Source organism: Pseudomonas sp. MOIL14HWK12:I2 (genome assembly GCF_000510745.1).
Classification (GTDB): domain Bacteria; phylum Pseudomonadota; class Gammaproteobacteria; order Pseudomonadales; family Pseudomonadaceae; genus Chryseomonas; species Chryseomonas oryzihabitans.
Map to the genome: position 1 here is coordinate 194,833 of NZ_AZOA01000009.1, position 20,708 is coordinate 215,540.

Below are 20,708 nucleotides of genomic sequence, written 5' to 3' on the forward strand. Positions count from 1 at the left end.
GACCGTCCTCAAATCGACATTTGCATGATGTCTTGGTACGCCTGCACGAACTTGTTGCGTACCTGGGTCAAGGCCTGCACGGAGACGCTGGCCTTCTGCGAAGCGATCATGACTTGAGTGAGGTCGACGCCGCCCTGACCCAGCTCGAAGGCCTTGGCCAGCTCGCCGGCGGTCTGCTGGGTTTCGTTGACGGAGCCCACGGCCTTGCTGAGCATGTCGGCGAAGCTCGGACCCTGGACCTGTTCCGCGCCGGCAGCCGGAGCTACGACGGCTTTCGACCGGGCCATGGCTTCGGTCTGCATGGAACGCATTTCCAGCATCAACCGATTGAACTCGACACCTTGAACCATTTGCTCTGCTCCTCTGGCACGGGAAATTGACGCCGTACCCACTCGTGTCAGAGATAGAGCAATGCCTGTGCCAGATCCTAAAAATCCAGCGAAAACAATGGCTTGGTAAAAAGGTGACGAGAACCGACTAAAGTTTGCCGAAAATCAGTCGACGCTGAGACGGTCGCGGTTGCGCTGCAGCAGGGCCTTGCCGATCCCCTTGACCTCGAGCAGCTCGTCCACCGAGGCAAAGGCGCCATGGGCTTGGCGATGGTCGACGATGGCCTGGGCCTTGACGGCCCCTATCCCCCGCAGCCCTTGCAGCGCGGTGGCGTCGGCGACATTGATGTTCAGAGGCGCCAGGTTGGCCGTCGAGGCTGGCTTGGTTGCAGCCCTTGGGCCGGACTCACAGGCATTGGCCCAGGAGCCGAACAGAGCGAGCAAGGTGACTATCCAGACGAATCTCATAGAGGAACCTCCGTGTTCCGCTGTTTGATTCGCAGAGCTTAACGCAACGGGTCAGGCGGTCAACTCACCAGCGAGCCCGCCTGGGCACGCTCGGTCCGCAGCGCCAGCAGGGTCTGGCGAACGCCCTGGCGCCAGTCGCTGGGCGGAATGCCGAAGCGCTGCTCCAGCGTGCTGGAATCCAGCATGGAATAGGCCGGACGCTTGGCGAGGGTCGGAAATTCGGAAGTGGCGATGCCGGTGATGAGCGGCGCCCGCTCCAGCATGCCCAGCTCCTGGCCGGCGTCGATGATGTAGCGCGCGAAGTCGCACCAGCTCAGGCCGCTGTCACCGCCGAAGTGATAGAGGCCGTAGGCGGTCTGCTCAGGCTGAGCATGAGACTGGGCGGCGATCTGCAGCAGGGCGTCGGCAATATGGCCAGCGTAGGTCGGGCAACCCACCTGATCACTCACCACCCGCAGTTCGTCGCGATCGGCAGCGAGCCGCAGCATGGTCTTGAGGAAGTTGTTGCAGTGTTCGCTGAACACCCAGGCGGTTCTCAGCACCACCGAGCGCGGGCAGGCGGAGAGCACACGGTTCTCCCCTTCCAGCTTGGTCATGCCGTAGACCCCGGACGGGCTGACCGGATCCTCGACCTGATAGGGTTCGGTGGCGGTGCCGTCGAACACGTAGTCGGTGGACAGGTGCAGCAGCGCGATGCCGGCGGCGCCGCAGGCCTGGGCAAGCACCGCAGGGCCTTCGATATTGCCGCGGGCAGCGATCTCCGGCTCCTGCTCGGCCTTGTCGACCGCCGTGTAGGCGGCCGCGTTGATCACGACGTCGGGAGCGAATCGCTCGAGATGGCTGGTTACCGAGCCTTCGTCAGCGATATCCAGAGTGGCACGTCCATGGGCCTCCCATGCCAGTTCTGAACGCTGAAGACGATCGGTCAGACAACGTCCGACCTGACCGTTCGCTCCGGTAACCAGTATCTTCATCTATACAGCTCCGCCAATCGAAGGCCTTGTGCATCTTTGGCGGACAGGATGGGATCCGTAACCCGCCAGTCGATATTCAGATCCGGATCATTCCAGATCAAAGACCCTTCATCAGAGGGATCGTAATAATCTGTGCACTTGTATTCAAAATCAGCGGTTTCCGACAGCACTACGAAGCCGTGGGCCAGACCCGGCGGTATCCAGAGCTGACGCTTGTTGTCTTCCGAGAGGATCTCGGCGACCACGTTGCCGAAGGTGGGCGAACCGCGACGGATGTCGACGGCCACGTCCAGCACCTCGCCACGCACGACACGCACCAGCTTGCCTTGCGGCTTGCTGCGCTGGAAGTGCAGGCCACGCAGCACGTTGCGGGCGGAACGCGAGTGGTTGTCCTGCACGAACGCCAGGGTGATCCCCGCCTGCTCGGCATAGCGCTCCGCCTGGAAGGATTCCAGGAAGAAGCCGCGGTCGTCACCGAAGACCTTGGGTTCGATCAGCTTGACGTCCGGGATCGCGGTTTCGAAGACCTGCATCAGTCCTGCTCCTTGCACAGACGCGCCAGGTACTGGCCATAACCGGTCTTGCTCAGGGCTTCGGCCTGCAGCGCCATCTGCTCGCAGGTGATCCAGCCTTTCTGGAAGGCGATTTCCTCGAGGCAGGCGACCTTCAGCCCCTGACGCTTCTCGATGGTCTGGACGAAGTGGCCGGCTTCCAGCAGGGCGTCGTGGGTGCCGGTATCCAGCCAGGCGAAACCACGGCCCAGCAGGGAGACATTCAGCGAGCCGCGGCGCAGGTACTCGTTGTTGACGTCGGTGATTTCCAGCTCGCCGCGGGGCGACGGCTTGATGTTGGCGGCGATATCCAGCACGTCGTTGTCGTAGAAATACAGACCGGTGACGGCGTAGTTGGACTTCGGCTTCTTGGGCTTCTCTTCGATGCTCAGGGCCTTGCCCTGCTCGTCGAACTCGACCACACCGAAACGCTCGGGGTCGGCGACGTAGTAGCCGAACACGGTGGCGCCCTTCTCCACGCTCGCGGCCTTCAGCAGCGTCTCGCTGAAGCGCTGGCCGTAGAAGATGTTGTCGCCGAGGACCAGGCAGACGTTGTCATCGCCGACGAATTCGCGACCGATGATGAAGGCCTGGGCCAGGCCGTCCGGGCTGGGCTGCTCGGCATAGCTCAGCTGCATGCCGAAGTGGCTGCCGTCGCCGAGCATGCGCTGGAAGCCCGGCAGGTCGGCGGGCGTCGAGATGATCAGCACTTCCTGGATACCGGCCAGCATCAGCACGGACAGCGGATAGTAGATCATGGGTTTGTCGTAGATCGGCAGCGACTGCTTGGACACGCCCAGGGTAATGGGGTGCAAACGGGTACCGGAGCCACCGGCCAGCAGAATTCCCTTGTATTTGCTCATGGCAATCGTCCTCTGAAAATTGACTGTTGCTGTCGGTCGGACACGCCCACGGGCGTGTCCGCGATAGGATCGTTAAACGGCTTCGCCGAGACGCTCGAGGCGGTAGGCGCCGGACAGCACCCGCTGCCACCACTCACGATTGTTCAGGTACCAGGTGACGGTCTTGCGCATGCCGGTCTCGAAGGTCTCTGCCGGCGTCCAGCCCAGCTCGCGACCGATCTTGCTGGCATCGATGGCGTATCTCATGTCGTGACCGGGACGATCCTTGACGAAGGTGATCAGGTCGCGATAGCGCTCGACGCCCTCGGGCTTCTGCGGCGCCAGCTCTTCGAGCAGGTCGCAGATGGTCTCGACGACCTGCAGGTTGCGCTTCTCGTTGTGGCCGCCGATGTTGTAGGTCTCACCGACCTCGCCCTGGGTCACCACGGTGTAGAGGGCGCGGGCATGGTCTTCGACGAACAGCCAGTCACGCACCTGGGAGCCGTCGCCATAGATCGGCAGCGGCTTGCCGTGGATGGCATTGAGAATGACGTGGGGGATCAGCTTCTCGGGGAAGTGATAGGGGCCGTAGTTGTTCGAGCAGTTGGTCACCAGAACCGGCAGGCCGTAGGTCCGGCCCCAGGCGCGCACCAGATGGTCGCTGCCGGCCTTGCTGGCCGAATAGGGCGAGCTCGGGGAATAGGGGGTGGTCTCGGTGAAGAGGTCGTCGGTGCCGTGCAGGTCGCCGTATACCTCGTCGGTGGAGATGTGGTGGAACCGGAAGGCCGCCTTGGCTTCCGGCGCCAGCTCGTTCCAGTAGGCACGGGTCACTTCCAGGATGACGCCGGTGCCGACCACGTTGGTCTGGATGAAGGCGGCAGGGCCCTCGATGGAGCGGTCCACGTGGGACTCGGCAGCCAGGTGCATGACCACGTCGGGCTGGAAGGACGTGAAGACCTGCTGCAGCGCGGCGAAATCGCAGATGTCCACCTGGTGGAATTCGTAGCGGTCGGAGTCGGCGACTTCGGCCAGGGAGTCCACGTTACCGGCGTACGTCAGCTTGTCGACGTTGGCAACCTTGCATTGGGTTTCGTTGATAAGAAAACGTACTACGGCGGAACCAATGAAACCCGCGCCACCTGTTACCAGTACCTTCATCCTGAATCCTGCCTATATCGATTTGTACATCATCGCGCCCGACGCTGCGGGCGAGACATCGGAGGACGGCGCAGCCATCCCTGGCTCGGGTCACAGCTACAGCTATGCACCCAAAGACCTGAGTTAAACAGTGGCAGGAAAAGAAAGTTCAGCCTAGCCGGGGGAGGCTGCCGCTTCTGTGCTCGGCTTCAAATCCAGGCCGAAAGAAAGCGTGGACGGGATCACTCGATGGATCGCTTGCCGTGCAGCCAGTCGACGATATCGCCTTCGGGGGAATAGCCGGCGACGACGTCCCGCAGCAGTTGCCGGACGCGGAGGTAATCACCCGCATCGATCGCGCGACTGAGCTCGACGAGGGCGGCGCGGAAGGCCTCCCAGGCCAGGAAGTCTTCGCTCGCACGCATGATCTTAGGATGGGACGTCGGACTCACGTCGTCACCGATGAGCAACTCTTCATAGAGCTTTTCGCCGGGGCGCAGGCCGGTGAACTCGATGGCAACATCGCCATGGGGGTTGGCCGGCGAACGCACGCTCAGACCCGACAGCTTGATCATCTGCTCGGCCAGCTCGACGATGCGCACCGGCTCGCCCATGTCCAGCACGAAGACGTCGCCGCCCTCGCCCATGGCGCCGGCCTGAATGACCAGCTGAGCGGCCTCGGTGATGGTCATGAAGAAGCGGGTGATCTTGGGATGGGTGACGGTGACCGGCCCTCCCTTGCGGATCTGCGTCCGGAACAGCGGGATGACCGAACCGGAGGAACCCAGCACGTTGCCGAATCTCACCATGGTGAAGCGGGTGCGATTGACCTGGTGGATACCGTCGGCCTGGCCGTGCAGCACGGGCGCCGCTTCGCGACTGAGCGCCTGCAGGATCATCTCGGCCAGGCGCTTGGTGCTGCCCATGATGTTGGTGGGTCGTACCGCCTTGTCGGTGGAGATCAGCACGAAGCTGGTGACGCCGGCCTGGATCGCCGCCTGGGCGGCATTCAGGGTCCCCAGGACGTTGTTGCCGAACCCTTCGGCGATGTTGTGCTCGACCATGGGCACATGCTTGTAGGCCGCCGCATGGTAGAGGGTGGCCACCTTCCAGTGCCGCATCACCTGCAGGAGCAGCGGTGCGTTGCGGATGGAGCCCAGCACCGGCACCAGGGTGACCGGCAGGGCTTCGCGTTGGAGATGGGCGTCCAGCTCGCGATGGATGCTGTAGAGATTGAATTCGGCGTGGTCGAGCAGGATCAGGGTGCGCGGTTTCTGGCCGATGATCTGCCGACACAGCTCGGAACCGATGGACCCCCCTGCCCCGGTCACCATCACTACCTGACCGGTGATGCAGCGCGCGAACAGCTCGGGCCGGGGCGTGACTGGATCTCGTCCCAGCAGGTCGGCGATATCGACCTCCTGGAGGTCGTCCACCTGTACCTTGCCGCAGGCCAGGTCGCTGATCCGCGGCACGGTTCTAACGTGCAGCGGATAGGGTTCCAGCAGGCCGAGCACCTCGCGCCGCCGTGCCCGGGTGGCAGAGGGAATCGCCAGGAGGATCTCTTCGGCACCCGTCTCGTCGATCATCTGCTGGATGTGCTTGGGGGTGTAGACCTTGAGCCCCGCGATGATGCGATTGGCGATGCTCTTGTCGTCGTCGATGAAGGCCACCGGACGCATGGCGCGACCCATGCGCAGCGCCGCGACCAGCTGGTTGCCCGCCGAGCCGGCGCCATAGATGGCGACCCGCGGCAACTCGTCCGGCTGCTTGATGAAGGGCACAGTGATGGCGCGATACCAGTCGCCCAGAAAGTACTGGCGCAGCGCGAGGCGCAGGCCGCCGATCAGGATCAGGCTGACGATCCAGTAGTTGAAGATCATCGAGCGCGGGACGATCTCCGGCAGATCGCGATACCAGTAGATGACCACCGACAGCAGCAGCGTCGACAGCGTCACCGCCTTGGCGATGGCGATCAGGGCATCGTTGCCCAGGTAGCGCATGACCGCGCGGTACATGCCGAAGCGGATGAACAGGGGAATGGCGATGGCCGGCGCGGTGATGAACAGCCAGGCATGCCCGCTGAAGGGCTCGATCATCTGCACGGAGCCCAGGCGCAGATAGAAGGCCAACCAGAGCGAAAGCCAGATCAGCAGGAGGTCGACCGCGACCTGGATGACTCTCTTGGTACGCCGGTTCAGCTTGACCAGATGGTCACGCAACATGTCAGTGTCCCTAATCCCTGAATCCCGTGGACTGCGCAGCCATGGCTACCTCATCGGTCCCAGCATGGTATCGGAGGGCCAGGCAAAGCAAGGGCCCATAGGCAAGCAAGAGCCCCAGTATGGCACTTAAAAGCCCCAGCCCCACCAGCAAAGCGATAGGCAGCAACCAGAACAGGTTGATGGCTAGCACCGCCAGGGTCACCGGCCGGTGGGCGCCATGCCGCCGCGAGGCCCACTGGTAGGCGTGGGTGCGATGGGCTTCGTAGGGTTTCTTGCCCCGGCTCAGACGCCGCAACAGGGTCCAGGTCGCATCGACCACGAAGACGCCGAGCAGGATCAGCCAGGCCCAGAACAGCGACAGCTCGATCAGCGCCGCCTGCAAGGACAGCATGCCGAGGATCAGGCCGAGAAAGCCACTGCCCACATCGCCCATGAAGATGCGCGCCGGCGGGAAGTTCCAGCACAGGAACCCCCCCACCGCCGCGGCCAGCAGCAGAGGCGCAGCCAGCAGGGCGTCATGGCCGGTCATGGCATAGATCAGCGCCATGCCCAGACAGACGACGAGCGCTTCGCCGCCGGCGATGCCGTCGATGCCATCCATGAAGTTGTAGAGGTTCAGCAACCAGACCAGATAGAGGACGCCTAGGGTCATCACCAGCCAGTCGGGCAGTCCCAGCACCGCGGAGAGCTGCGCCGGCAAGGCGCCATAGCCGCCCAGCCACAGCAGCGCAGCGATCGCGGCCAGGAAATGGCCGAGCAGACGCCAGCCGGCGCCCACGTGCCGATGATCGTCGATGAACCCGAGCACGGCCACCAGCAGCCCCGCCCCTATCAGGACGCCGCAGGAAACCGGATCAAGCTGTCCCAACAGGCGCAGCACGACACAACCGAGCACGAACGTTACGACGATCGCCAGACCACCGCCGCGGGGCGTCGCCACCTGGTGCGAACTGCGGGCGTTGGGCTCGTCGAGCAGGCCGCCGGACAGGGCGTAGCGACGGAGCGCCGCGGTGCCCAGCCAACTGCAGCCACCGGCCAGGAGCAAGAGAAGCAGCATCATCTGCGTCCCTCCGCAGCGGCCCGCTGCGCCCCCAGCGCACGCAAGGCGGCTCGCGCCGACACGGGGGGCTGCCAGCCCAGCAGGGTCTTGGTGGGTCGGATGTCGACCTGCAGTGAACCACAGAGGCGTTGCGCCACCTCGCCTCGGCCCAGCAGTCGGGCACCCCATTCGAGCCAGGCGGGCGGAACGGCGATCAGCCTGGGCTTGCGACCCAAACCTTCACCGAGCAATTCGAGCAGCTCGGCGGTGGAAATATCTTCATCGTCGCTGACCAGCAGGATGGCGCCAGCGGCCTCCGGCGCGGTGATGCACAGGATCAACAGATCGAACAGGTTCTCCAGCGCCAGCAGGCTACGCCTGTTGTGCCGAACGCCCCCCAGGGGCAGCGGCACGCCCCGCGCCAGGGTGTCCAGCAGGCGCGCCACATTGGCCTTTACCCCGGGTCCGTAGATCAGTGGGGGGCGCACGATGACCACCTCCAGTCCGGTCTCGGCCATCAGCGCCAGCAGTTGCCGCTCGGCCGCCGCCTTGGAACGTGCGTAGGCATCGGTGGGCGCAGGCTGGTCGTCGGCGCGAAAAGGCTTGCCGGGGAGGGTCCAGTCGCCATTGACCTTGATGCTGCTGACAAAGATGAGGCGACGGACGCCGGCAGCCTGGGCGTCCCGGGCCAGCTTGAGGGTCGCGGCCCGATTCACCTCGTCGTAGCGCGCCTCGCTGGCGGCCCCTGGCTGCTCGCCCAGCTGGTGGACGTGGGCAGCGAGGTGGATGACGGTGTCCACCCCTGCCAGAGGCGCGGACCAGTCGGTAGCGGCGGAGAGGTCGCGGATCACCGGAATGACCCCGCCATCGACCGCGGCGGCTGTCGGTCGGCGTTGCGCGGCGACCACCGGATAACCCCGGGTCTGCAGCTGCCGAACCAGGGCCGCGCCGACGAAGCCCCCTGCCCCTGTCACCAGAATCTTGCGTTCCATCAATGCGTTGCGCCGTGCCAGTCAGCCAGGAAAGGGCGCTTATGGTAAGACATTGCCCCGCAGGGGCCTAGCGACGCAAAACGCAGGCATAAAAAAGCCCGCCGAACCTGAGCGCGGCGGGCCGAAAAAACGTGAGAACCTTAGAAGGTCTTGGCGGAAGTCTGGACTTCAACGGCCTGGAAACGCGCGGCCGGTTGGGCGACGTAGTGGCGCGAGAAGCTCTCGACGCGCTGAGCGGGCTGCAGGAACAGCGCAACCATCCAGCTACCGGCCAGAGCAGCTACAGCCAGGAAAGGGTGACCGAGTTGCATGCTGGTGAAGCAGGCGGCGATACCGATCCAGATGAAAAGATAGTGGCGCATGACAACTTCCTCACTCGGCGTGGACTACGAGGTCACCCAAGACCTTATGTGAAGGAAGTCTCATACAAAAATCGGAACTCGTCTACAAAAATATCAAAAAGACTTGACTTTTTTTGTAAACGTCAAAAATCCGCTATTGGCTTGCTCGATAACGCTTTTTTGACGACCGCAACAGAAACTAAAAATACAGAGAAATCAGCGGTTTGCCAGAAAGCAGCGGACAAAGGAAAAAGGGGCGACGGCTTTATGGCTCCAGCTCGTTGACCCTGTCTCTCAACTCCTTGCCAGGCTTGAAGTGCGGGACGAACTTGCCGTCCAGCAGCACCGACTCGCCGGTCTTGGGATTGCGTCCGGTACGGGGAGCCCGATAGTGCAGCGAGAAGCTGCCAAAGCCCCGAATCTCGATACGGTCCCCGGTGGAAAGCGCCTGGGCCATCTGCTCCAGCATGGTCTTGATCGCCAGCTCGACGTCCCTGGACGACAGCTGCCCCTGATAGGAAACGATGCGCTCGATCAACTCCGACTTGGTCATGGATTTTTCCTTCGTTATCAAGCGGCTAGATCACCTTCAAGGACTTTTAGCACGCTGGCCGATTTTTGAAAAGTCAAGCCGGCGGCTTGGCCTCCACAACTTTTCACGGGTCGTGACCACCCTGCCCGCTTTCTTCCGGACAAAAAAAAGCGACCCCGAAGGGTCGCCCTTTATTCAAGCTCGAACTTAGTTCTGGCTTTCCATCTGCGCCTTGATCAGGTCACCGATGGTGGTGGGGCCAGCAGCAGGCTCTTGCTTGCTACGCAGGGAGCTCATGGCCTCCTTCTCGTCGTCGACGTCCTTGGACTTGACGGAGAGGCTGATCACGCGGCTCTTGCGATCGATGCTGATGATCTTGGCTTCGACTTCGTCGCCTTCCTTCAGCACGTTACGGGCGTCTTCGACGCGGTCACGGCTGATTTCGGACGCCTTCAGGACGCCTTCGATCTCGTTGGCCAGGGTGATGACAGCGCCCTTGGCATCGACTTCCTTGACGGTACCGCGCACGATGGTGCCTTTCTCGTTCAGGGAGGCGTAGTTGGAGAACGGATCGTCTTCCAGCTGCTTGATGCCCAGGGAGATGCGCTCGCGCTCCGGGTCGACCGACAGGATCACGGTGTCCAGCTCGTCACCCTTCTTGAAGCGACGCACGGCTTCTTCGCCGGTTTCGTTCCAGGAGATGTCGGACAGGTGTACCAGGCCGTCGATGCCGCCTTCCAGACCAATGAAGATACCGAAATCGGTGATCGACTTGATGGTGCCGGAGATGCGGTCGCCCTTGTTGAACTGACCCGAGAACTCTTCCCACGGGTTAGCGCGGCACTGCTTGATGCCCAGGGAGATACGACGACGCTCTTCGTCGATATCCAGGACCATGACTTCCACTTCGTCGCCGACCTGAACGACCTTGGACGGGTGGATGTTCTTGTTGGTCCAGTCCATTTCGGACACGTGCACCAGGCCTTCCACGCCCTCTTCCAGCTCGGCGAAGCAGCCGTAGTCGGTGAGGTTGGTGACGCGCGCCTGAACGCGGGTGCCTTCCGGGTAACGGGCCTTGATGGCGACCCACGGATCTTCGCCCAGCTGCTTCAGACCCAGGGAGACGCGGTTGCGCTCGCGGTCGAACTTCAGCACCTTGACGTCGATCTCGTCGCCGACGTTGACGATTTCCGACGGATGCTTGATGCGCTTCCAGGCCATGTCGGTGATGTGCAGCAGGCCGTCTACGCCGCCCAGGTCGACGAACGCACCGTAGTCGGTGAGGTTCTTGACGATACCCTTGACTTGCTGGCCTTCCTGCAGGGATTCCAGCAGAGCTTCACGCTCGGCGCTGTTCTCGGCTTCCAGGACGCTACGACGGGAAACGACAACGTTGTTGCGCTTCTGGTCCAGCTTGATGACCTTGAACTCGAGTTCCTTGCCTTCCAGGTGGGTGGTGTCACGCACCGGACGGACATCGACCAGGGAGCCCGGCAGGAACGCGCGGATGCCGCTGACGTCGACGGTGAAACCGCCCTTGACCTTGCCGTTGATGACACCCTTGACCACTTCGTCGGCGCTGAACGCGGCTTCCAGGACCAGCCAGGACTCGGCGCGCTTGGCCTTTTCGCGAGACACTTTGGTTTCGCCGAAACCGTCTTCGACGGCATCCAGGGCTACGTGGACTTCGTCACCCACGTTGATGGTCAGCTCGCCTTGTTCGTTGTAGAACTGCTCGAGCGGAACCAGGCCTTCGGATTTCAGGCCGGTATCGACCACAACCCAGTCGCCATCGATCGACACCACGGTGCCGACGATGATGGCGCCCGGCTGCATGTCGAGGGATTTCAGACTTTCTTCAAAGAGTTCTGCGAAGCTTTCGCTCATGTTCATACCTGTTGTATGGATACCCGATGTATCCGGCTACCGCATGACCAGCCCATGCGGGGTGAGTGGTTACCATCCGGCTGCCGGGATGCGACTGGTTCCCGGCAGCTTTCACCGACGACTCGGATGAGTCTCGGCCTTCATCCCGCCAGGTCGCGCTCGGCGGCCAGGGTCAGGATGCGTTCCAATACCTGTTGTATGGAGAGATGCGTGGAATCCAGCTCGACGGCATCGTCGGCCGGCTTGAGCGGAGCAACGCTACGCTGACTATCGCGGGCGTCCCGCTCACGGATCTCTTCCAGGAGGGCAGGCAAGCTAACATTTTCGCCCTTCTGCTTCAACTGAAGATAACGCCTCTGTGCCCGTTCCTCGGCACCGGCGGTCAGAAAGATCTTCAGCTCGGCGTCCGGGAACACCACGGTGCCCATGTCGCGACCGTCGGCGACCAGACCGGGCGCCTCACGGAAGGCCTGCTGGCGCTGCAGCAGGGCATCGCGCACAGCCGGCAGGGTGGCGACCTGGGAGGCACCGGCGCCGACTTCCTCGGTCCGGATGACGTCGGTGACGTCCTCGCCTTCGAGAATGATGCGCTGGCCGTGCTCATGCCCGGCAAGGAACTGGACGTCCAGATGGGCCGCCAGCAGCTTGAGCGACTCCTCGTTGGTGTAGTCCACGCCATGGTTGCGCGCAGCGAAGGCCAGCAGGCGATAGAGCGCGCCGGAATCCAGCAGATTCCAGCCCAACTGACGGGCGACCAGCGCCGCAAGGGTGCCCTTCCCCGAACCGCCGGGACCATCGAGGGTGATGACGGGTGCGGTACTGCTCATGAGTGCCCCTCCGTAAGAGAATGATGGGCGGCGACCTGGGCGCCGGCCTGGGTACGACTGGCGAGGATGCGCCCGAAATATTCGCGTGCGCCGCGCGCATGGGTCAGCACCTCCATGAGGAACTGACCATCGCCGGCCTGGATGGCGCCACGCAGTTCGTCGAGATCGGCGCGATAGGTGTCCAGGGCCTGCAGCACGGCTTCGCGATTGGCGATGAAGATGTCGTGCCACATGGTCGGATCGCTGCCGGCGATGCGGGTGAAGTCGCGGAAGCCGCCGGCGGCATAGTGGAAGATCTCGCGGTTCTCGCTGCGCTTGGCCAGGGAGTCCACCAGATTGAAGGCCAGCAGATGCGGCAAATGGCTGGTCGCGGCGAGGACCTGGTCGTGGTGCTCGACGGTCATGTGCTCGACATCGGCCCCTATGGCGCGCCAGAGCCGATCGACCTTGTCCAGATCGGCCGGCAGGGTCTCTTCCAGCGGTGTGAGGATGACCTTGTGACGATTGAACAGCGCCGCGTTGGCCGCCGTCACGCCGCTGCGTTCGGAGCCGGCGATGGGATGACCCGGCACGAAGCGCAGCGACTGGCCGGCGAAGGCCTGACGCGCGGCGCGCACCACGTTGCCCTTGGCGCTGCCGACGTCGGTGAGGATGGCGCCCTGCAGCGGCAGGGCCGCAAGCTCGGCCAGCACCCGCTCCATGGCGAGAATCGGCACGGCAAGCTGGATGACGTCGGCACCCGGGCAGGCCTCGGCCAGCTCGGCGACGCAGCGGTCGACGACGCCCAGCTCGACCGCCAGCCGGCGGGTCTCCGGATCGCGATCGACCCCGACCACCTCACGGCAGAGACCGCTGGCGCGGGCGCCCTTGGCGAAGGAGCCGCCGATCAGGCCCAGGCCGACAACGACGAGACGTTCGATCAGGGGGGTGGCCACTTCAGCCACGACCCAGAACCTTGCTCAGCGCCGCCAGGAAACGGGCATTTTCCGCTTCGGTGCCGATGGAGACGCGCAGGAAGGTGGGCATGCCATAGCCGGCGACGGGCCGCACGATGACGCCCTCCTGCAGCAGCCCCTGATTGATCGGCGCAGCGTCGCGCCCCAGGTCCACGGCGATGAAATTGCCACGGGAGGGAATCCACTCGAGGTCGAGATCGCGGAAACCGGCTTCCAGCTGGGCCATGCCGGCATCGTTGAGCGCCCGGCTGCGGGCCAGGTAGTCGCTGTCGGCCAGGGCCGCACAGGCCGCGGCCTGGGCCAGGCTGTTGACATTGAACGGCTGGCGCACCCGGTTGAGGACATCGGCCACGGTCGGCGAGGAGAAGGCATAGCCGACGCGCAGGGCGGCCAGGCCATAGGCCTTGGAAAAGGTCCGCGAGACGATGAGGTTGGGGTACTGGGCCAGGAACGCCAGGCCGTCCGGCAACTCGTCGCCTTCGGCGTATTCGATGTAGGCCTCGTCCAGCACCACCAGGACATGCTCGGGGACGCGGGCGAGGAAGCGTGCCAGGGCCTCGCCGTCGAACCAGGTACCCGTGGGGTTGTTGGGATTGGCGACGAAGACCACCCGGGTGTCGGCATCGATGGCGGCGAGCATGGCCTCGAGGTCATGCCCATAGTCCTTGGCCGGGACGCTACGGCCTTCGGCACCGATCGCCAGGGTCACCAGCGGATAGACGGCGAAGGCATGCTCGCTGAACACGGCGTTGTAGCCGGGCGCCAGGTAGGCACGGGCGACCAGTTCGAGGATGTCGTTGGAGCCGTTGCCCAGGGTGATGCCGTTGGCGGCCACGCCGAACCTCTGGCTCAGGGCCTGCTTGAGGTCGAAGCCGCCGCCATCGGGATAGCGGGTCAGCTCGGCCAGTTCGGCGCGGATGGCCTCGAGCGCCTTGGCACTGGGGCCGAGGGGATTCTCGTTGCTGGCGAGCTTGACGATGCTGGCGGGCGCCAGGCCCAGTTCGCGGGCCAGTTCATCGACGGGCTTGCCGGGCACGTAGGGCGAGAGTTTCTGTACGCCGGGAAGGGCTTGTGCCAGGAAATCGCAGCTCATGGAGACCTCTTCAACTTGCGATGACGACGGCTGGGCCGCCGAAAATGGGCGCCATCTTAAAGCCAAGGCGGGTCGCGGACCAATCGAAGTTGCGCCTGCGCGACGGAAAGCCCCTAGCTGATGGCGCTGTAACGCCCCGGCCGATGGTTGATCGCCAGGGTCAGATTGAGGATCACGGCGCCCAGGATGGAGACGAGGATGGCACCTGGCTCGACGACCCACAGCGCCAGCAGGACGATCAGGCAATCGATGCCCATCTGCACCTTGCCCGCCCGCCAGCCATAGCGCTGCTGCAGATAGAGCACGGCGATGTTGATGCCGCCGAGGCTGGCCTGGTGGCGGAAGAGGATCAGCAGCCCCACGCCCATCAGTACGCCGCCCATCACGGCGGCATAGAGGGGTTGCAGGGCACTGAAGGCGACGAAGTGCGGGGTCAGCTCGGTGAGCAGCGACACCAGGGTCACAGCCGCCAGGGTCCGCAGGGTAAAGGCCCAGCCCATGCGCCGCACGGCCAGCCAGTAGAACGGCAGGTTGATGAGAAAGAACACCTGCCCGAAGGAGAGGCGCGTGCCGTACTGGGCGAGAAAGGCCAGGCCCGCGGTACCGCCGGTGAGCAGGCCCGCGTGGCGATAGAGATTGACCGCCAGGGCGATCATCAGGGTCGCGCTGAGCAAGGCCAGCACGTCTTCGAGCAGATTGTGCCGCTGGGGAGTCACGGAAGTCATCGGGGCCATCCTGGCGCGAGGAGGAAGCCGACCCCGACGTCGGGGTCGGTCGGGCGACTGTCAGCCGAGTTCGGCCAGCAGCTTCTCCCACTCCTTGGTTTCCTTCTTGGAGGGCGCGCCCAGCAACTCGACCGCCTGGCGCAGGCGGAAGCGGGTGAGGTCCGGCCCGAGGATCTCCATGGCGTCGAGCACCGAGACCGAACTGGCCTGGCCAGTGATGGCGGCGAACAGCAGCGGCATGACGTCCCGCAGCTTGAGCTGCTGGTGCTCGGCGACCGCCTGAATCACCGCGGTGATGCGCTCCTTGTCCCACTGGCGCAGGGCTTCGAGCTTCCACAGCAGCAGCTGCATGACCAGGCGGACCTGGTCGGCGGACAGCTTCTTGTGCTGGAACAGCGCCGGATCTAGATTCAGGGCGCCGCTGAAGAAGAAGCCGGCCAGCGGAGCGATCTGGCTGAAGGTCTCGACCCGCTGTTGCACCAGCGGGGCGATCTTGAGCAGGTATTCGGGATTGAGCGCCCACTGCTGCACCTCGGCGGCGAAGCGCTCGGGGCTCAGCTCGCGCAGCCACTGGCCGTTGAGCCAGGAGAGCTTCTCGACGTCGAAGATCGGACCGCCCAGGGAGACGCGCTGGAGGTCGAAGTGCTCGACCATCTCGTCCAGGGTGAATTTCTCGCGCTCGTCCGGCATGGACCAGCCCATGCGGCCGAGGTAGTTGAGCATGGCTTCGGGCAGGTAGCCCATGCGCTGATAGAAGGTCACCGAGGTGGGATTCTTGCGCTTGGAGAGCTTGCTCTTGTCCGGGTTGCGCAGCAGCGGCATGTAGCACAGCTGCGGCTGCTCCCAGCCGAAGTATTCGTAGAGCTTGATCAGCTTGGGCGCCGAGGGCAGCCACTCTTCGCCACGCAGGACGTGGGTGATGCCCATCAGGTGGTCGTCGACCACGTTGGCGAGGAAGTAGGTGGGCAGGCCGTCGGCCTTCATCAGCACCTGCATGTCCATGCGATCCCAGGGGATCTCGACATCACCGCGCAGCAGGTCGGGGACGACGCAGACACCCTCCTCCGGCACCTTCATGCGGATCACATAGGGCTGACCGGCGTCCAGGCGCTGCTGCACCTCTTCCGGGGCCAGGCGCAGGCCGCGACCGTCGTAGCGGGGGGTCTCGCCGCGCGCCTGCTGTTCGGCACGCATCTGGTCGAGCTCTTCGGGCGTGGCGAAGCAGTAGAAGGCATGGCCCTTCTCCACCAGCTCCAGGGCGTATTTCCAGTAGATCTCGCCGCGTTCGCTCTGCCGATAGGGACCATGGGGGCCACCGACGTCGGGGCCCTCGTCCCACTCGATGCCCAGCCAGCGCAGGGCGTCGTAGATCTGCTGTTCGGATTCGCGGGTCGAGCGGACCTGGTCGGTATCCTCGATGCGCAGGATGAACTGACCGCCGTGCTGACGGGCGAAGCAGAGGTTGAACAGGGCGATATAGGCGGTACCGACATGCGGGTCGCCAGTGGGCGACGGCGCGATGCGCGTGCGAACGGTGGTCATCGGCTTTCTCGAGAAACGCGAAGGGACAAAGGCGGAATGGTAGCAGCGCCAGCCCTGGCGCTGCCAGTTGGAGCGGGTTCAGACCTGGACCAGGCGCTCGCGCAGGGCCTGGATCTCGTCGCGCAGCTGGGCGGCGGACTCGAACTGCAGGTCGCGCGCCAGTTGCAGCATCTTCTCTTCGAGCTGGCGGATACGCTTGCCGATCTCGCTGGGCGAACGCAGTTCGGCGGCGTATTCGCCCTTGTCCTCGGCCGCCTTGGCCACCCGCCGCTTGCCCTTGGCACCCGGAGCCGCGGCGCCTTCCATGATGTCGCGGATGTCCTTCTTGATGCCCTGGGGCACGATGCCGTGTTCTTCGTTGAAGGCCAGCTGCTTGTTGCGGCGGCGCTCGGTCTCGTCGATGGCGCGCTGCATGGAGCCGGTGATGCTGTCGGCGTAGAGGATGGCCTTGCCGTTGAGGTTGCGCGCCGCCCGGCCGATGGTCTGGATCAGCGAGCGCTCGGAACGCAGGAAGCCCTCCTTGTCGGCGTCGAGGACCGCCACCAGGGAGACCTCGGGCATGTCCAGACCTTCGCGCAGGAGGTTGATGCCCACCAGGACGTCGAAGGTGCCCAGGCGCAGGTCGCGGATGATCTCCACCCGCTCCACGGTATCGATGTCCGAGTGCAGATAGCGCACCCGCACGTCGTGGTCGGCCAGGTAGTCGGTGAGGTCCTCGGCCATGCGCTTGGTCAGGGTGGTGCAGAGTACCCGCTCCTCCTGGGCCACCCGCAGGCGGATCTCGGAGAGCAGGTCGTCCACCTGGGTGGTGGCCGGGCGGATCTCGATCACCGGATCGACCAGGCCGGTGGGTCGTACCACCTGCTCGACCACGCGCCCGGCGTGTTCTTCCTCATAGGGCCCCGGGGTCGCCGAGACAAAGATGGTCTGGGGCGCACCGGCTTCCCATTCCTCGAACTTCAGTGGCCGGTTGTCCAGCGCCGAGGGTAGGCGGAAGCCGTATTCCACCAGGGTTTCCTTGCGCGAGCGGTCGCCCTTGAACATGGCGCCGATCTGCGGAACGGTGACGTGGGATTCGTCGATCACCAGCAGGGCGTTGCTCGGCAGATAGTCGTAGAGGGTGGGTGGCGGCTCGCCCGGACCGCGACCGGACAGGTAGCGGCTGTAGTTCTCGATGCCGTTGCAGTAGCCCAGTTCGAGGATCATCTCCAGGTCGAAGCGGGTGCGCTGTTCCAGGCGCTGGGCCTCGAGCAGACGATTCTGGCCGCGCAGCCATTCCAGGCGATCGGCCAGTTCCAGCTTGATGTTCTCGATGGCGCCCAGCAGGGTCTCGCGCGGTGTGGCGTAGTGAGTCTTGGGATAGAAGGTGAAGCGCGGCAGCTTGCGGATCACCTCGCCGGTCAGGGGATCGAAGGCCGACAGGCTTTCCACCTCGTCGTCGAACAACTCGACGCGCACGGCTTCCAGGTCGGATTCCGCTGGGAAGATGTCGATGACGTCGCCGCGCACCCGGAAGGTGGCGCGGGCGAATTCCATGTCGTTGCGGCTGTATTGCAGCTCGGCCAGCCGGCGCAGGATGGTGCGCTGGTCGATGCGATCACCGCGGTCCAGGTGCAGCACCATCTTCAGGTAGGCCTCGGGACTGCCCAGGCCATAGATGGAGGACACCGAGGCGACGATGATGGCGTCCTTGCGCTCCAGCAGCGCCTTGGTGGCGGACAGGCGCATCTGCTCGATGTGGTCGTTGATGGACGAATCCTTCTCGATGAAGGTGTCCGACGAGGGCACATAGGCTTCCGGCTGGTAGTAGTCGTAGTAGGAGACGAAGTACTCCACCGAGTTGTTCGGGAAGAAGGCCTTGAATTCGCCATAGAGCTGGGCGGCCAGGGTCTTGTTAGGCGCCAGCACCATGGTCGGGCGCTGCACCTGGGCGATGACGTTGGCGATGCTGAAGGTCTTGCCCGAACCGGTCACGCCGAGCAGGGTCTGGTGCGACAGACCTGCCTCCAGGCCTTCCACCATCTGGCGAATGGCTTCGGGCTGGTCGCCGGCCGGGGTGTAGCGGGTGGAGAGCTGGAATGCGGACATGGCTGCCTCAATAGCGCGAAAATGCACGGACGACAGCGCGCCGACCGGAGGCCGGAGCGATGCGGACGAGGAAAGGACTGGAACCACCCAGATGAGGTCGCCAGCGCCCTTTTGCAATCTGCCCGCGTCGCCGCACGTCAGGAAAACTCCGACGGAGGTCGGGTCGCGATGGCGACTGCAGGGGGCTATACTTCCGCTTCCCGAGCGTTTCGCCCTTCCCTTCACCCCTCATTCGAGCCGCTGCCCCATGAGTTTGTTCTCCGCCGTCGAAATGGCACCCCGTGACCCCATCCTTGGCCTGAACGAGGCCTATAACGCCGATGCCCGTCCGCACAAGGTCAATCTGGGCGTGGGGGTCTACTACGACGAGCAGGGCCGCATCCCGCTGCTGCGCGCCGTGGCCGAGGCCGAGAAGCAGCGCGTAGCCGCCCAGGCGCCGCGTGGCTACCTGCCCATCGAGGGCATCGCCGCCTATGACCAGGCCGTGCAGCACCTGCTGTTCGGTGCCGAATCGAGCCTGGTCCGCGACGGTCGCGCCATCACGGTCCAGGCCGTCGGTGGCACCGGCGCGTTGAAGATCGGCGCCGACTTTCTCAAGCGGCTGCTGCCGGACGCCGTGGTCGCCATCAGCGACCCGAGCTGGGAAAACCACCGTGCGCTGTTTGAAAGCGCCGGCTTCCCCGTGCAGAGCTATCGCTACTACGACGCGGCCAGCAACGGCCTGAATCGCGAAGGCTTCCTGGCAGATCTCGAGGCCTTGCCGGAGCGCTCGGTGGTGGTGCTGCACGCCTGCTGCCACAACCCCACCGGCGTCGATCTGCAGCCGGCCGACTGGCAGGCGGTGCTGGACGTGGTCAAGGCGCGCAACCTGGTGCCCTTCCTCGACATCGCCTACCAGGGCTTTGGCGACGGCATCGAGGAAGACGCCCAGGCCGTGCGCCTGTTCGCCGACTCCGGCCTGACCTTCCTGGTCTCCAGCTCCTTCTCCAAGTCCTTCTCGCTGTACGGCGAGCGGGTAGGCGCCCTGACCCTGGTCAGCGAGAGCCGCGAGGAAAGCGCCCGGGTGCTGTCCCAGGTCAAGCGCGTGATCCGCACCAACTATTCAAACCCGCCGACCCATGGCGCCACCATCGTCGCCACGGTGCTGAGCAATCCCGAGCTGCGCGCCCTCTGGGAAGCCGAGCTGGGCGAGATGCGCCAGCGCATCCGCAGCATGCGCAACGCCCTGGTGGAAGGCCTGGCCGCCGCTGGCGCCAATCGCGACTTTGCCTTCGTGAACGCCCAGCGCGGCATGTTCTCCTACTCCGGCCTCACCGCCGAGCAGGTCGAGCGGCTGAAGAGCGAATTCGGCATCTATGCGGTCAGCACCGGACGCATCTGCGTGGCAGCGCTGAACGAGCGCAATCTGCCCCCGACCATCCAGGCCATCGCCGCGGTGCTGCAGGGCTAAGGCAGCCGCTTTGGCGGCGCCGTTTTCCGGTGTCGCCGAGGCTTGACTTCCCGTTATCTATCAGTAAGATACGCTCCGTTGTTCCGCGATAGCTCAGTCGGTAGAGCAAATGACTGTTAATCATTGGGTCCCTGGTTCGAGTCCAGGTCGCGGAGCCAAAATCTGAAAAGCCCGTAGCGGGTAACCGCTACGGGCTTTTTTCATGGCTGCGATTCACTCGCCACAACGCTGACGACCGCCTAGACGAGATTCACTTGGGCCCCGGGCGTGGGGCAACTGCGGTGCAATGCCTCCAGATCCCAAGGCTTGGGCAAAAAGGTCGCCCGTGCCGCGCGGGCGGGATTGTCGTCGCAATAACCCGAGGTGATGACGATGGGCAGATTGGCCTGCCGTCCTCGCGCCTGCAGCGCCAAGTCGACGCCGCTCAGGATTCCCGGCATGCGCACATCGGTGAAGAGCAGATCCAGCTGCGGCTGCTCGTCTTGCAGAAAGGCACAGGCGGCGTCGGCGCTGCCGAAGGCATGCACCTGATAACCCCAGCTCTCGAACAATTCCTGCAGCAGATCGAGCAGGACAGGCTCATCTTCGGCGACCAATACGCGCTGGCGATTCATGAGCGGATCCTGTGATGGTTGAGACGCAATCGTTCGACCATAGCGTTTCGTTGCCGTCCTGCCCTGTACGACCAAGGGAAAGCCTGTACAAGAAAA

19 protein-coding genes, 1 tRNA gene and 1 pseudogene are annotated in these 20,708 nt (G+C 64.2%); 3 read left to right on the forward strand and 18 right to left on the reverse strand.

Going from position 1 to position 20,708, the window contains the following annotated elements; genetic code table 11:
• Positions 1–8 precede the first annotated feature (8 nt).
• The 9 genes from fliE to PSK12I2_RS0108060 form a co-directional block, all read right to left on the reverse strand.
• Positions 9–350 (reverse strand): flagellar hook-basal body complex protein FliE, encoded by a 342-nt coding sequence (gene fliE / locus PSK12I2_RS0108020; RefSeq protein WP_007160386.1) that lies wholly within the window; start codon positions 348–350, stop codon positions 9–11.
• Positions 351–494: 144 nt separating this feature from the next.
• A complete protein-coding gene (locus PSK12I2_RS0108025; protein WP_027597982.1) occupies positions 495–797 on the reverse strand; it encodes a ComEA family DNA-binding protein in 303 nt (100 codons plus the stop codon).
• Positions 798–856: 59 nt separating this feature from the next.
• Positions 857–1,771, reverse strand: coding sequence for a dTDP-4-dehydrorhamnose reductase (gene rfbD, locus PSK12I2_RS0108030; protein WP_027597983.1), 915 nt, complete (start codon positions 1,769–1,771; stop codon positions 857–859).
• Positions 1,768–2,304, reverse strand: a complete 537-nt coding sequence (rfbC, locus tag PSK12I2_RS0108035; protein WP_007160389.1) for a dTDP-4-dehydrorhamnose 3,5-epimerase — start codon at positions 2,302–2,304, stop codon at positions 1,768–1,770. Before rfbC ends, rfbD begins: the two co-directional genes overlap by 4 nt.
• A complete protein-coding gene (gene rfbA / locus PSK12I2_RS0108040) occupies positions 2,304–3,185 on the reverse strand; it encodes a glucose-1-phosphate thymidylyltransferase RfbA (protein WP_007160390.1) in 882 nt (293 codons plus the stop codon). Before rfbA ends, rfbC begins: the two co-directional genes overlap by 1 nt.
• A gap of 72 nt (positions 3,186–3,257) precedes the next feature.
• Entirely contained in the window at positions 3,258–4,322 is a 1,065-nt protein-coding gene (gene rfbB, locus PSK12I2_RS0108045) for a dTDP-glucose 4,6-dehydratase (protein ID WP_027597984.1), read from the reverse strand.
• Between the two features lie 221 nt (positions 4,323–4,543).
• Positions 4,544–6,526, reverse strand: coding sequence for a nucleoside-diphosphate sugar epimerase/dehydratase (locus PSK12I2_RS0108050; protein WP_037006952.1), 1,983 nt, complete (start codon positions 6,524–6,526; stop codon positions 4,544–4,546).
• 10 nt (positions 6,527–6,536) lie between these two features.
• Entirely contained in the window at positions 6,537–7,583 is a 1,047-nt protein-coding gene (locus tag PSK12I2_RS0108055) for a glycosyltransferase family 4 protein (RefSeq protein ID WP_037007608.1), read from the reverse strand.
• The gene (locus PSK12I2_RS0108060; protein ID WP_027597987.1) at positions 7,583–8,557 is read right to left on the reverse strand and encodes an NAD-dependent epimerase/dehydratase family protein; all 975 of its coding nucleotides are present in this window, start codon (positions 8,555–8,557) and stop codon (positions 7,583–7,585) included. Before PSK12I2_RS0108060 ends, PSK12I2_RS0108055 begins: the two co-directional genes overlap by 1 nt.
• Positions 8,558–8,688: 131 nt before the next feature.
• On the opposite strand from PSK12I2_RS0108060, the gene PSK12I2_RS25050 reads away from it, so the two are divergent.
• Positions 8,689–9,183 carry a hypothetical protein gene (locus PSK12I2_RS25050; protein ID WP_177324643.1) on the forward strand — a complete coding sequence of 165 codons (495 nt, stop codon included), beginning with the start codon at positions 8,689–8,691 and terminating at the stop codon, positions 9,181–9,183.
• On the opposite strand, the gene ihfB is transcribed toward PSK12I2_RS25050, so the two are convergent.
• From ihfB to uvrB, 8 genes and pseudogenes are all read right to left on the reverse strand, one after another.
• A complete protein-coding gene (ihfB, locus tag PSK12I2_RS0108070) occupies positions 9,164–9,451 on the reverse strand; it encodes an integration host factor subunit beta (protein WP_007160396.1) in 288 nt (95 codons plus the stop codon). The two genes, PSK12I2_RS25050 and ihfB, sit on opposite strands and share 20 nt — an antisense overlap.
• Positions 9,452–9,637: 186 nt before the next feature.
• Positions 9,638–11,317, reverse strand: coding sequence for a 30S ribosomal protein S1 (gene rpsA, locus PSK12I2_RS0108075; RefSeq protein ID WP_007160397.1), 1,680 nt, complete (start codon positions 11,315–11,317; stop codon positions 9,638–9,640).
• A gap of 140 nt (positions 11,318–11,457) precedes the next feature.
• The gene (cmk, locus tag PSK12I2_RS0108080; RefSeq protein WP_007160398.1) at positions 11,458–12,144 is read right to left on the reverse strand and encodes a (d)CMP kinase; all 687 of its coding nucleotides are present in this window, start codon (positions 12,142–12,144) and stop codon (positions 11,458–11,460) included.
• A gap of 20 nt (positions 12,145–12,164) precedes the next feature.
• A pseudogene (locus PSK12I2_RS0108085) lies at positions 12,165–13,088 on the reverse strand (prephenate dehydrogenase/arogenate dehydrogenase family protein); the annotation flags it as partial.
• Positions 13,081–14,193, reverse strand: a complete 1,113-nt coding sequence (gene hisC / locus PSK12I2_RS0108090; protein ID WP_027597989.1) for a histidinol-phosphate transaminase — start codon at positions 14,191–14,193, stop codon at positions 13,081–13,083. The gene hisC and the pseudogene PSK12I2_RS0108085, both read right to left, overlap by 8 nt.
• A gap of 113 nt (positions 14,194–14,306) precedes the next feature.
• The gene (locus PSK12I2_RS0108095) at positions 14,307–14,918 is read right to left on the reverse strand and encodes a YitT family protein (RefSeq protein ID WP_051398703.1); all 612 of its coding nucleotides are present in this window, start codon (positions 14,916–14,918) and stop codon (positions 14,307–14,309) included.
• A gap of 60 nt (positions 14,919–14,978) precedes the next feature.
• Positions 14,979–16,460 (reverse strand): glutamate--tRNA ligase, encoded by a 1,482-nt coding sequence (gene gltX, locus PSK12I2_RS0108100; RefSeq protein ID WP_027597991.1) that lies wholly within the window; start codon positions 16,458–16,460, stop codon positions 14,979–14,981.
• Between the two features lie 78 nt (positions 16,461–16,538).
• Positions 16,539–18,548, reverse strand: a complete 2,010-nt coding sequence (uvrB, locus tag PSK12I2_RS0108105; RefSeq protein ID WP_027597992.1) for an excinuclease ABC subunit UvrB — start codon at positions 18,546–18,548, stop codon at positions 16,539–16,541.
• 247 nt (positions 18,549–18,795) lie between these two features.
• On the opposite strand from uvrB, the gene PSK12I2_RS0108110 reads away from it, so the two are divergent.
• Together PSK12I2_RS0108110 and PSK12I2_RS0108115 are read left to right on the forward strand one after the other, a co-directional pair.
• Positions 18,796–19,998: an amino acid aminotransferase gene (locus tag PSK12I2_RS0108110; protein WP_027597993.1), complete on the forward strand. Its 1,203-nt coding sequence runs from the start codon at positions 18,796–18,798 to the stop codon at positions 19,996–19,998.
• A gap of 82 nt (positions 19,999–20,080) precedes the next feature.
• Positions 20,081–20,156, forward strand: a tRNA-Asn gene (locus PSK12I2_RS0108115).
• An 81-nt stretch (positions 20,157–20,237) separates the two neighbouring features.
• Here the strand turns inward: PSK12I2_RS0108115 and PSK12I2_RS0108120 are convergent.
• Positions 20,238–20,612, reverse strand: a complete 375-nt coding sequence (locus PSK12I2_RS0108120) for a response regulator (protein ID WP_027597994.1) — start codon at positions 20,610–20,612, stop codon at positions 20,238–20,240.
• Between the last annotated feature and the right edge of the window lie 96 nt (positions 20,613–20,708).